Here is a 12751-nt window from a genome sequence, read left to right as displayed (position 1 = left end):
TGTTATGAACGCACCCTTTAGCTATGCATCACCTACTCTCAGCGTCGAGGCGTTGAAGTATTCCATTGCCTACAAACTGATGTTTACCATCGGTAAAGACCCGGCTATTGCCAATAAACATGAGTGGTTGAATGCTACGTTGTTTGCCGTAAGGGACAGAATGGTCGAGCGTTGGCTTCGTTCCAACCGGGCACAGCTCTCCCAGGAAGTTCGCCAGGTATATTACTTGTCGATGGAGTTTCTTATTGGCCGCACACTGTCAAATGCACTGTTGTCTTTGGGAATTTATGAAGACATTGACGGGGCGTTGAAAGAGATGGGGCTCTCTCTTGAAGAGCTTATCGAAGAAGAAAACGACCCGGGCCTGGGTAATGGTGGTTTGGGTCGCCTTGCAGCATGCTTTCTGGACTCCCTGGCAACACTTGGGTTGCCAGGCCGTGGCTACGGAATTCGTTATGACTACGGCATGTTCAAACAGAACATCGTCGATGGCCGTCAGAAAGAATCGCCGGATTACTGGCTGGAATACGGGAACCCATGGGAGTTCCGCCGCCATAATACGCGCTATAAGGTGCGGTTTGGTGGGCGTATTCAGCAAGAAGGCAAGAAAACGCACTGGGTGGAGACCGAAGAGATCCTGGCGGTTGCCACTGACCAAATTATTCCTGGCTATGATACGGACGCAACCAATACGTTACGGTTGTGGACTGCTCAGGCCAGTAGTGAAATTAACCTGGGTAAATTTAACCAGGGCGACTATTTTGCTGCGGTGGAAGATAAGAACCATTCAGAAAACGTGTGCCGTGTTCTCTACCCTGATGACTCCACCTATTCAGGCCGGGAGTTGCGTTTGCGCCAGGAGTATTTCCTGGTGTCCGCCACCACTCAGGATATCCTGAGCCGCCACTGGCAAATGCATAAAACCTTCGACAACCTGGCCGATAAAATTGCCATTCACCTGAATGACACACACCCGGTACTGGCAATTCCTGAGTTAATGCGCCTGCTGATAGACGAGCACAGTTTTGGCTGGGATGAAGCATTTGAGGTGACCTGCCAGGTCTTCTCTTATACCAACCATACATTGATGAGCGAAGCGCTGGAAACCTGGGATGTGGATATGCTGGGCAAGATTTTGCCCCGTCATCTGCAGATTATTTTTGAAATAAACGACTATTTCCTGAAAACACTGCAGGAACAATACCCGGAAGATGTGGGGTTGTTGAGCCGTGCTTCAATTATTGATGAATCCAATGGGCGCCGTGTGCGTATGGCCTGGCTTGCTGTGGTGGTCAGCCATAAAGTGAATGGTGTTTCTGAATTGCATTCAAACTTAATGGTGCAGTCACTGTTTGCTGATTTTGCAGCTATCTTCCCGATGCGTTTTTGTAATAAGACCAATGGGATTACCCCACGGCGCTGGCTGGCGCTGGCAAACCCTGGTTTGTCTAAAGTGCTGGACGATAACATCGACCATAACTGGCGTACTGACCTGAGCCTGCTGCGTGAGCTTAAGGAACACATCGATTATCCATCAGTAAACAACGATATTCAGCACGCCAAACTGGAAAATAAAAAACGCCTTGCTGACTGGGTTGCTCAGCAAATGGGGGTTGTCCTGAATCCCCATGCGTTGTTTGATGTGCAGATAAAACGTATCCATGAATACAAACGCCAGTTGATGAATGTATTGCATGTGATTACACGCTATAACCAGATTAAAGCAAATCCGGACGCTGACTGGGTGCCGCGAGTTAATATTTTTGCCGGTAAAGCGGCTTCTGCCTATTACATGGCGAAGCACATTATTCACCTGATAAATGATGTCGCGGCGGTTATTAATAATGATCCCCAGGTAAAAGATCTGCTGAAGGTGGTCTTTATTCCTAACTACAGTGTTAGCCTGGCGCAGGTGATTATTCCTGCGGCTGATCTTTCGGAACAAATTTCACTGGCAGGCACCGAAGCATCGGGTACCAGTAATATGAAGTTTGCTCTGAATGGCGCACTGACTATTGGTACGCTGGATGGTGCGAACGTGGAGATGCTGGAACATGTTGGCGAAGATAATATCTTTATTTTTGGCAACACAGCAGAACAAGTGGAAGCACTGCGCCGCAAGGGTTATAACCCGCGTGAGTATTACGAGAAAGACAAAGCGTTGTACCAGGTTCTGACGCAAATCGCGACTGGGGTGTTCAGCCCGCAGGAGCCGGGGCGTTACCGGGATCTGGTTGATTCACTGATAAACTTCGGCGACCACTACCAGGTGCTGGCTGATTACCGTAGCTATGTGGATTGCCAGAAACGAGTGGACGAGCTTTATCGGACACCAGAAGAGTGGACCACAAGGGCAATGCACAATATTGCCAATATGGGGTATTTCTCCTCTGACCGCACCATTCAGGAATATGCCGATGAAATTTGGCATATAAAACCGGTAAGGCTTTAAATGAGGTATGGGAAAGGGCTCTCAATAGCCCTTTCCCTGTTTCTGAATGCTGCTGGCATTTAATAAAGTGATAAGTTACAGATTTTCAGTGTTCCACACCTTTCTCATGGAGTAACGTTTTATCACCCTTTATGACATAAAGTGACCAGGTATCGTCTTCTTCAGGGCGAAGCCTGTATAAATATGCGCCATTACTGAAGTCATATCCTCTAAAGTCTTCTGATTGCCCGATATTAATTGTATGGCCGCTCAATGTTAGTTCGGTGTGATTCTTTTTATTCACTGAATGATATGTAACATCGTTACAGGTAATCTCACCTTCTTCACAATTATCAGTGATAGTTATCTGGTAGTTTTTAGTAGTGATAGACAGCGTATCATCCTTATTTTGAGCAAATGATGATGCTGTTGTTAAAAGTAAAAGTGCAGTTAGTATCTTTTTCATAATTTGATGTACATAATCATTCGTGACTAAATTGATTATGCTGTCCATTTTTATGTTTTATTTTACGACAAAATATCGCTGATTAATTAATGAGTTAAGCATTGCATGCTACTCAGAAAATTAGAATCAAAAAGCAGAAAAATCTTAATATTTTTTGGTTGTCGAAACGACTCTTGCTGACGAGGTTGCGGTGTGCTCAGCAATTAACTTGCGTGGTCAGGGATGACCAACATATCTGTTGGCGGGGAAATCTGAGTTTTACAGGGAAATAATTATGGTGAATAGCTATGTCCAGGCACTTTTATGTGGGGGAAAGTGCCTGAACATCAAGGGAAGCAATCAGGATGCCAGTGAAAGCCTGCTGTCTGACGATTGTTGGTGTTCAGACAGCCACTGCGCAACACGGGTTTGTTGGGCTTCAGTTAACCACATACCTTGCTTGGTACGGCGCCAGATAGCGTCGTCCAGTTCACGTACCCACTCGTGAGTGACCAGATAATGCAGCTCTGCCTCATAAAACTCATGGCCGAAATCTTCACCTAAATCTGCCACGCTGCTGGCATTGCCAATGATTTTCTCACTGTTGCTGCCATATGTGCGGGCGAGATGGCGGGCGAGTGATTCAGTCAGAAAACTGAATTTACGCCGTAACTGCGCTGCATAGTCGTCCCGGTCACCAGAGAAATGGCCACCAGGCAGGACTGCGCCTTTGGTCCAGGCGGGTTTGATATTGGGGTAATAGTGGCTGAGCTTATCCATCGCGTGTTCGCCCAGTTTCCGGTAAGTAGTGAGTTTGCCACCAAATACCGATAGCAACGGGGCTTTGCCTTGCTCGTCGTGAATATCCAGCGTGTAATCACGGGTAATGGCTTGTGGTGAATCAGACTCATCATCACACAACGGACGTACCCCTGAATAACTCCAGACAATATCTTCTTGTGTGAGTGTCTTTTTAAAGTGCGCGTTATAGGCATTCAGCAAGTAACGAATTTCGTTGTCGTCAATCTGAACGCTTTTCGGGTCGCCCTTATATTCAACATCGGTAGTACCAATAATCGAAAACTCATCCATCCAGGGAATAACAAACACAATGCGTTTGTCTTCGTTTTGCAGAATATAGGCCTGCTTTTGTGTATGGACACGCGGTACCACTATATGGCTGCCTTTGATTAAGCGAATGCCGTAAGGCGATGGCAAGTGTAAGCCGTCATCAAAGAAGTGTTTCACCCATGGACCAGTTGCATTGACCAGCCCACGTGCTTGCCAGGTATGGCGCTTGCCGGTGTCTGCATCTTCAGCTTCAACTACCCACAAGCCATTTTCGCGGCGTGCCGAAGTAACTCGCGTGCGGGTGAGAACCTGGCCTCCTTTTTCTTCCACCATTTGAGCATTAGCCAGCACAAGCCTTGCATCATCCACCCAGCAGTCGGAATATTCGAAACCGCGCACAATTTCAGGTTTAAGCACTGAATCTGCGCCAAAACGCAAACCGCCAGAACCAGGTAAACTGGTGCGTTTACCCAGATGGTCGTACATAAACAGGCCAATGCGGATCATCCAGGCCGGGCGCAAATGCGGGCGGTGAGGTAAGCGGAAGCGCATAGGAAAGGCGATATGTGGTGCCATGTTGAGCAGCACTTCACGTTCAGCCAGAGCTTCACTCACCAGGCGAAATTCGTAGTGTTCAAGGTATCTCAGCCCGCCATGAATCAGTTTTGAACTGGCAGATGATGTAGCGCAGGCTAAATCCTGAGCTTCTAATAACAGGACAGACAAGCCTCTACCGGCAGCGTCTACAGCGATGCCAGCACCATTGATGCCGCCACCGATCACAATCAGATCTTTGGTTTCCATTATGCCCCCACTCATTTTCGTTAAAGCTCAAAAATGTTCGATATCGCTCATAATAGCAAGGGGACGCGCTTTTGGTAACAAGAAAAAAACAATTTCGCGTGATATGCATAACACAATGGCGCATTAACGCTCAGCCACGTACACTGGGTGCCAGAGAATCAGGCCCCATTTTCCTTATCAGGAAACGGGTTTTATCCCCTATACAGAAAAGAGTAAGCGCAGATAATGGATAACTTTGAGTGTATTAATGTTGAACAGGCTCACCAGAAATTACACATTGGTGGTGCGGTGTTAGTGGATATCCGTGATCCACAAAGTTATACCCTGGCGCATACCCCTGGCGCGTTTCACCTTACTAACGCTTCTTTACCGGCATTTATGCAAAACACGGATTTTGATACACCCGTATTGGTGATGTGCTACCACGGCAATAGTAGTAAAGGTGCGGCTCAGTACTTGTTGCAACAAGGCTATGATGAGGTGTACAGCATTGATGGCGGTTTTGAGGCATGGCATCGTCAGTTCCCGGCGGAAGTCGCTCAGGGTGAAGAGTAATTTTTGCCGGCATCATTTAACCAGTATACTGCTATGACTATTATGGATAAGCAGGTTGTTACCCTATGTTGATGGTTGCCTCATTTGAAAACCCGCGTATGGCCCAGGCGTTCGTCGATTATATGGCGACTCAGGGCGTACACCTGAGTTTGCAACACCGGGTGAATACGGATATCTGGCTGGAGGATGAAAGCCAGGAGTCACAAGTCAGAGAAGCGCTGGAGCACTTTCTGGCAAACCCCAACGATCCTCGTTATCTCGCGGCCAGTTGGTCGACGGGCCATACCGGTAGCGGGCTACATTATCGGCGTTACCCTTTCTTCGCGACACTGCGTAGTAAAGCTGGCCCACTGACACTGGGCATGCTGGTTTTGTGTGTGGCCGTGTATATTTTGATGCAGATAGTCGGGGATCAACAGGTAATGCTGTGGCTGGCCTGGCCGTTTGAGCCCTCGCTCAAATTCCAGGTCTGGCGTTATTTTTCGCATATCCTGTTGCATTTTTCGTTACTGCATATCGCATTTAACCTGGTGTGGTGGTGGTACCTGGGCGGCCCGGTCGAAAAGCGCCTTGGTAGTGGTAAATTGCTGACTATCACCCTGATCTCCGCCTTACTCAGCGGCTTTATACAGCACTATTTTGGTGGGCCATGGTTTGGCGGTTTATCGGGTGTGGTATATGCCTTAATGGGTTATGTGTGGTTGCGGGGCGAGCGTGACCCGTCTTGCGGTGTGATGTTACCCCGCGGGTTGATGGTGTTTGCACTGCTCTGGCTGGTGATTGGCTGGTTTAATGTTATGGGGATGTCTATTGCCAATAGCGCACACCTGACTGGTTTGCTGGTGGGGCTGGCGATGGCACTGGTTGACAGTAGCCAGGCGCGAAAACGCGCATAACCGCTTTGGTCGCGAAAACGGCTCTTGCGCCGCAAACAATAACAACAGGAGAGCAGGGTGAAGCAAACACAGCGGCATGATGCCATTATTGAACTGGTCAAAAAACAAGGTTATGTCAGTACTGAAGAGCTGGTGGAGCACTTTTCGGTTAGTCCGCAGACTATTCGTCGTGACCTGAACGACCTGGCTGACCAGAATATTATCATGCGCCACCATGGTGGCGCTGCTATTCCATCGAGCTCAGTAAACACGTCATGGCACGACCGGCGGGCAACTCTGGCTTCAGAGAAAGCGCGTATTGCGCAGAAAGTTGCCAGCCAGATCCCTGATGGAGCAACGTTGTTCATTGATATTGGCACTACGCCGGAAGCTGTCGCTCACGCCTTGCTGGACCATAGCCATTTGCGGGTGGTGACCAATAACCTGAATGTGGCAAACACCCTGATGGTAAAAGATGATTTTCGGATAATCCTGGCCGGTGGGGAATTACGCAGCCGCGATGGCGGGATCATTGGTGAAGCAACACTGGATTTTATTTCACAGTTTCGTCTCGATTTCGGCATTCTGGGGATTAGTGGCATCGACAGCGACGGCTCTCTTCTGGAATTTGACTACCACGAAGTACGCACCAAGCGGGCAATTATTGATAATTCACGTCATGTGATGCTGGTGGTTGATCACACGAAATTTGGCCGTAATGCCATGGTGAACCTGGGGAGTATTGGCCTGGTTGATGCGCTGTATACGGACATTATGCCCCCTGCAGGCGTCATGCAGGTGATTGCCGAAAATAACGTGCAGTTAGAATTATGCTAAAACGGCTTAGCCTGGCCGGTTATCAGCCAGGCTGGCCAATACAGCCTGGGCTGGCAAAAACAGGGCTTATACGCCGTACCCCATCATTTTTAATAATTCCTGTGCCTGCTGTACGGCTTCCCGACGGTGTGCAACACCCATCTTCTGGTACAAGTTACGAATATGGGTTTTGATTGTAGTTGCCGCTACATCCAGTTCTCCGGCAATTTGGTCGTTACTGTAGCCTGAATAAATCAACCCAAGCACCTGCCATTCGCGCTGTGTTAGCGGGCTGGTGCGGATTAATTCCGGCACATCCGGGTGGTTCAACAAACGGTGTACAAAGCCTTCATCGAAGTGGGCAAATTTATGCCGGTGGTGCTGGTTTATCTCTTTGAGAATGCGTTGTGCCCGATGCTGCTCCAGCTCTGGCAATGTCGCCAGTTGGATTAGCTGGCGTAACTGCTGCGCCATTGGCTCACCCTCAATCACAAAGTGGCTGATAAAACCAGTACGGTTTGCCAGAGACAGCGCTTCAACCAGTACCTGGAGGGCATCGCTCTTACGGTCTGCCTGCCAGTAAAGTTGATTGAGCAGTAACAGGTTACGGTTCAGGTCACTCATCAGGTGAAGCCGACGCGCGTTCTCGTTCAACTCTTCCAGTATGGTTTCTGCGGTGCCAAATTCTTCCAGCAGAATTTGTGCCCGGGCAATGTTACGCCACTGGCTTTGCAGAAAATGATTACTGACTGTCTCCGGGCGCGGCGTCTGGCGTAACCAGTTTTCTGCCGCCTGTTTGTCATTATTCATTTGCCAGTAAATGACGCGCACTTTGTCGGCATTGCTGACCCAGTCAATGTGGTACGAACCGTTGCCCAGTAAGTTTTCCAGGCGGTTGAGTAAACCGCGGGCATTATCTAAATCGCCCCGGGCAAGTGAGTTTTGAATCACTAATGACAGGCACTGAAGTTGCTGCTGTGGCTGGTAGTTAACCAGCACATCCATCCCCTGACGGGCTGCTGCTTCGGATTCATCCAGCCGGGCCCAGGCCCAGAGTAGCTGCGAGCGGATACGTAACAAAAATTCATGTAGCGGTAACTGCTCCAGGTGTTGTGCCTGAATCAGTTGGAAGGCTTTTTCCTGAATTTCCCATGCAGACTGCAGGAAACCCTGAGCAAATAAAATTTCGCTTTGTTGAATCTGGCTCCACAACACGTAATGCCAGACTTCATTGAGTTGCGCCATCTGCTCAGTCTGTTGCATTAAAGCCAGTGAGTTGTTCAGTTCGCCTTTGCAGTGCAGCACTTCTCCGTGAACAGAAGTTGCGACAATGCGCCCGTAAAAACTGGCAAACGGCAGAGTCTCCAGCGCCAGCATTGAAAGGCGTTCTGCTTCATCGGGATTACCTGCGTTGATGGCTACCTGTGCCCGCAGAGCATTGAACTCCCCATGCAGCGATTCGTCTGGCTCACGGGTCATTTCTTCTTCTGCCCGGGCCAGCAGGTTATTAACCTCCTGAAAACGGTGCTGGCTTTGCATCAACCAGGCTTTCAGTAACAGCAGGCGTGGGTTATCTAACAGCACAGACCAGGGCAGTGCGTTGAGGGATTCTTCCAGCAGTGCCAGTTCGCTCTGGTTAAATAAATCCCAGGCGTGCTGATGCAGAATATCGCGCAATAAAGCGGTATCTCCCGCAGCAACACCGTGGTGGATAGCTTCAGCCGGGTAGCCCTGCGCCATCCAGCCCTCTGCGGCAGCCCGGTGAATGGCTGGCAGTTCTGTCGCCATTTCCCACTGGCATCGCTGGCGCAGAAAACTGCCAAACAGTGGGTGGTAGTTGAACCATTCACCGTCGTCATCCATACGCTGTATGAACAGGCCCTGGCGCTCCAGGTCTTCCAGCCACATTTGGCCGTTTTCTTCGCCCGTCACTCGCACAATTAACGCATCGTTCATGGAACGCAATAACGATGTTTTCAGCAGGAACAGGCGGGTAGCGGGTGTGACGGTATCAAGCACTTCATCAACCAGGTAATCGGACAAGTGGCTGGCGTTGATGCCGGGCAACCGCCGGGCTGAATGTTGTGTAGCGGTATTCTTTTGCCGGGCAGACAAGGCGATTAGCTGTAACGCGGTAACCCAACCAGCGACATCTTCACAAATCTGGTGGCTTTCCTGGTCATCCAGCGGTGAGCTTAACCGGCAGTCAAAAAATTGTTTTGTTTCCCGCTGGGTAAAGGCCAGTTGGTGGCTGCCCACTTCCAGCAGTTGATCCCGTACGCGCAGGTTGGCTATCCCCAACTGTGGCAGATTACGGGACAGAACAACCAGCGTGAGATTATCTGGCTGGTGGCGCAGGAAAAAGCGCATGGCGTCATGAATCACCGGGTTGGTGATCAGGTGGTAGTCATCAATGACTAACTTGAAAGCATGCTGGCACTCAGCCAGTTCAATAAACAGTTGCCCAAAGAGTGAAACCAGGCTGGCATACTGCCTTTTCTGCACCATCATTTCAGTGGTGACGCAATGCTTTCCGGTAGCCTGCTGAATAGCGGCTATCAGATAATTGGCAAAACGCTCAGGCTGATTATCTCCTTCATCCAGGGAAAACCAGCCCAAATGCGGCTGGCTGGCGGCCCACTGAGCAACCAGCGTTGTTTTTCCGTAACCTGCCGGGCTGGTGACCAGAACCAGACGGTAATTTTTGGCCGAAGATAATTTTGCCAACAGGCGATCGCGCACAACTGTATTGTCGAGCCTCACCGGGCGGCTAAGTTTGGATGGAATTAACATAGTCATTCACTTCACTGTGTCGAAACTACGGGATTACGAATTTTTTCGCGCTTCGTAATTAATTCTTAAGATAAATTCGAACAGATTAGTCTTTAATGCAAGTTAACCCCGTATAAAAGACCTTCAAAGGTGCACCTGGTCACATTTCTGAAACTTATTGGATGATTTGGGGGCGTAGCCAGGGTTCGCCGTCCTCCTTTGTTTCACAACCTTGATCTCTGAACTGCTCATCTCTTCCAAGTAAAAACAAAGGGTTTGGTTTTATTTCTACATAATGTGCAGAAAGTGTGTCTGTCTTTATTTGCATCTAATAGTAATTATTTCAATTGATTAAAGTGTTTCATTGCTTGAATTTTCACCTGTTTCATTAAAATTTCACATTATGCTTTTACGTGGTTTACGACTAATTTGAGTGTCATGGATCACAGTTTTTCCTACTCCCCGCTACTCCTCCCTGCCTAATCCCGGGCGGGATGAGGTATCCACTCAGGGGCCCAGGCACACTACTGTAAACTTTGTCTAATTACTTGAAGGACACCGATTACCTATGTCACAGCCTACATTCGATAAAGCACAATTTCAGGCTGCCCTGACACGTCAGTGGCAGCATTTTGGATTACATGCTGCGGCAGAAATGACGCAACACCAGTGGTGGCAGGCTGTTAGCGGGGCACTGGCGGAACTTTTGGCTGCACAGCCTCCGGCAAAGCCAGAAAAAAAACAACGCCATGTAAACTACATCTCAATGGAATTTCTGATTGGCCGCCTGACAGGTAATAACTTATTGAATATGGGCTGGTATCAGTCGGTTAGCGATACGCTGGCCGATTACGATATTGTCCTGAGTGACTTGCTTGAACAGGAAACCGACCCGGCGCTGGGTAACGGCGGATTGGGGCGGCTTGCTGCCTGCTTCCTGGATTCCATGGCAACCGTTGGGCAGTCTGCCATTGGTTATGGCCTGAATTACCAGTACGGCTTATTCCGCCAGTCGTTTGTTGATGGCCAGCAGCATGAAGCCCCGGATGACTGGTTGCGTGGCAGTTACCCATGGTTCCGCCATAACAGTGCCCTGGATGTGCAGGTTGGCATTGGCGGCAAAGTGGTGACTGTCGAAGGTAAACCGCACTGGGAACCCGCTTTTGTGATGCAGGGGGAAGCCTGGGATTTACCGGTTATTGGTTACCGTAATGGCATTTCGCAACCTTTACGGTTATGGCAGGCGAAACATGCACATCCTTTTGATTTAGGTAAGTTTAACGATGGTGACTTTTTGCGTGCCGAGAAACAGGGGATCGACGCAGAAAAACTGACGAAGGTGCTGTATCCCAATGACAACCACCTGGCGGGGAAAAAACTGCGCCTGATGCAGCAATACTTCCAGTGCGCCTGTTCCGTTGCGGATATTTTGCGTCGCCACCACCTGGCAGGCCGTAAACTGGCACAATTACCTGATTTTGAAGTTATTCAGTTGAACGACACCCACCCTACGATAGCCATTCCGGAATTACTGCGTGTGCTGATTGATGAACACCAGTTGAGCTGGGATGACGCCTGGGCGATTACCAGCCGTACTTTTGCTTACACCAACCATACCCTGATGCCTGAAGCACTGGAGTGCTGGGATGAGCGCCTGGTAAGAACGTTGCTGCCACGCCATATGCAATTAATCAAAGAGATTAATGCCCGCTTTAAAAAACTGGTGGAAGCAACCTGGCCGGGCGATGGTGCTGTGTGGGCGAAACTCGCTGTGGTACATGACCACCAGGTTCGTATGGCGAACATGTGCGTGGTAAGTGGTTTTGCGGTGAATGGTGTGGCGGCGCTGCACTCTGAACTGGTTGTGAAGGATCTGTTCCCGGAATACCACCAGTTATGGCCGAACAAGTTCCATAACGTGACCAATGGCATTACTCCCCGCCGCTGGGTAAAACAGTGCAACCCGGCTCTGGCTGCATTGCTGGATAAAACACTGAAAAAAGAGTGGGCGAACGATCTGGATGTCCTGGAAGGTATCGAAAAATATGCTGATGATGCCAAATTCCGCAAGGCTTACCGGGAAATTAAACAACAGAACAAAGTTCGCCTGGCGGAGTTCGTTAAGCAACGTACCGGGATTGAGATTAACCCCAATGCTTTGTTTGATATCCAAATCAAACGCCTGCACGAATACAAGCGCCAGCATTTGAACCTGTTACATATTCTGGCGCTGTACAAAGAGATCCGTGAAAACCCGAAAGCAGACAGAGTTCCGCGCGTATTCTTGTTTGGAGCAAAAGCCGCACCTGGCTACTACCTGGCTAAAAATATCATCTTTGCCATTAACAAAGTGGCTGAGGTTATCAATGCTGACCCGGCGGTGGGCGACAAACTGAAAGTTGTCTTCCTGCCAGATTACTGTGTGTCTGCCGCAGAAGTGATGATCCCGGCAGCGGATGTCTCTGAACAAATCTCAACGGCCGGGAAAGAGGCTTCAGGTACCGGGAATATGAAGCTGGCGTTGAATGGTGCTCTGACTGTCGGCACGCTGGACGGCGCGAATGTTGAAATTGCCGAAAAGGTTGGTGCGGAAAATATCTTTATTTTCGGCCATACCGTAGAACAAGTGAAAGCGCTGAAAGCCGCTGGTTATGAACCACAAAAATGGCGTAAAAAAGACAAACTGCTGGATTCCGTTATGAAAGAGCTGGAACAGGGTAAATACAGCAACGGCGATAAACATGCGTTCGACCAAATGCTGCACAGCATGGGGAAACAGGGAGGCGACCCATATCTGGTTATGGCAGACTTCCATGCTTATGTTGAAGCGCAGAAACAGGTTGATGAACTGTACCGTGATCAGGAGGCCTGGACGCGTGCGGCGATTCTGAATACAGCACGTTGCGGTATGTTCAGTTCGGACCGTTCCATTCGCGATTACCAGGCCCGTATTTGGCAGGCAAAGCGCTAAGGACATCAAGG

The 12751-nt window shown here is 49.3% G+C and carries 8 protein-coding genes; 5 read left to right on the top strand and 3 right to left on the bottom strand.

Translation table 11 applies throughout. The features are described from left to right. Positions 1 to 4: 4 nt before the first annotated feature. A complete protein-coding gene (gene glgP / locus DT73_RS15725) occupies positions 5 to 2452 on the top strand; it encodes a glycogen phosphorylase (RefSeq protein WP_036111260.1) in 2448 nt (815 codons plus the stop codon). A gap of 85 nt (positions 2453 to 2537) precedes the next feature. Here the strand turns inward: glgP and DT73_RS15720 are convergent, their stop codons facing one another. Both DT73_RS15720 and glpD read right to left on the bottom strand, forming a co-directional pair. Continuing rightward, positions 2538 to 2897: a hypothetical protein gene (locus DT73_RS15720; RefSeq protein WP_036111365.1), complete on the bottom strand. Its 360-nt coding sequence runs from the start codon at positions 2895 to 2897 to the stop codon at positions 2538 to 2540. 339 nt (positions 2898 to 3236) lie between these two features. Next, positions 3237 to 4751 carry a glycerol-3-phosphate dehydrogenase gene (glpD, locus tag DT73_RS15715; protein ID WP_036111258.1) on the bottom strand — a complete coding sequence of 505 codons (1515 nt, stop codon included), beginning with the start codon at positions 4749 to 4751 and terminating at the stop codon, positions 3237 to 3239. Between the two features lie 225 nt (positions 4752 to 4976). Between glpD and glpE the strand changes: the two genes are divergently transcribed. The 3 genes from glpE (at position 4977) to DT73_RS15700 (ending at position 7018) form a co-directional block, all read left to right on the top strand. Further along, a complete protein-coding gene (gene glpE, locus DT73_RS15710) occupies positions 4977 to 5306 on the top strand; it encodes a thiosulfate sulfurtransferase GlpE (RefSeq protein WP_036111255.1) in 330 nt (109 codons plus the stop codon). A gap of 65 nt (positions 5307 to 5371) precedes the next feature. Then, positions 5372 to 6202 (top strand): rhomboid family intramembrane serine protease GlpG, encoded by an 831-nt coding sequence (gene glpG / locus DT73_RS15705; protein ID WP_036111252.1) that lies wholly within the window; start codon positions 5372 to 5374, stop codon positions 6200 to 6202. 57 nt (positions 6203 to 6259) lie between these two features. Then, entirely contained in the window at positions 6260 to 7018 is a 759-nt protein-coding gene (locus tag DT73_RS15700) for a DeoR/GlpR family transcriptional regulator (RefSeq protein WP_036111249.1), read from the top strand. A 66-nt stretch (positions 7019 to 7084) separates the two neighbouring features. Here the strand turns inward: DT73_RS15700 and malT are convergent, their stop codons facing one another. Further along, positions 7085 to 9790, bottom strand: a complete 2706-nt coding sequence (gene malT / locus DT73_RS15695) for an HTH-type transcriptional regulator MalT (protein ID WP_036111242.1) — start codon at positions 9788 to 9790, stop codon at positions 7085 to 7087. A gap of 547 nt (positions 9791 to 10337) precedes the next feature. Between malT and malP the strand changes: the two genes are divergently transcribed. Continuing rightward, positions 10338 to 12740, top strand: a complete 2403-nt coding sequence (gene malP / locus DT73_RS15690) for a maltodextrin phosphorylase (RefSeq protein WP_036111239.1) — start codon at positions 10338 to 10340, stop codon at positions 12738 to 12740. Positions 12741 to 12751 lie beyond the last annotated feature (11 nt).

This window comes from Mangrovibacter sp. MFB070 (assembly GCF_000705335.1).
Taxonomy (GTDB): domain Bacteria; phylum Pseudomonadota; class Gammaproteobacteria; order Enterobacterales; family Enterobacteriaceae; genus Mangrovibacter; species Mangrovibacter plantisponsor.
The sequence above is the reverse complement of the archived record's forward strand: the minus strand, read 5'-3'. Positions and strand labels throughout refer to the sequence as shown.

What these genes read in the sequence shown, in the direction of transcription:
- malP (WP_036111239.1), top strand. Translation starts at nt 10,338, where the DNA reads ATGTCACAGCCTACATTCGATAAAGCACAATTTCAGGCTGCCCTGACA.
- DT73_RS15720 (WP_036111365.1), bottom strand. Translation starts at nt 2,897, where the DNA reads ATGAAAAAGATACTAACTGCACTTTTACTTTTAACAACAGCATCATCA.
- glgP (WP_036111260.1), top strand. Translation starts at nt 5, where the DNA reads ATGAACGCACCCTTTAGCTATGCATCACCTACTCTCAGCGTCGAGGCG.
- glpG (WP_036111252.1), top strand. Translation starts at nt 5,372, where the DNA reads ATGTTGATGGTTGCCTCATTTGAAAACCCGCGTATGGCCCAGGCGTTC.
- glpD (WP_036111258.1), bottom strand. Translation starts at nt 4,751, where the DNA reads ATGGAAACCAAAGATCTGATTGTGATCGGTGGCGGCATCAATGGTGCT.
- glpE (WP_036111255.1), top strand. Translation starts at nt 4,977, where the DNA reads ATGGATAACTTTGAGTGTATTAATGTTGAACAGGCTCACCAGAAATTA.
- malT (WP_036111242.1), bottom strand. Translation starts at nt 9,790, where the DNA reads ATGTTAATTCCATCCAAACTTAGCCGCCCGGTGAGGCTCGACAATACA.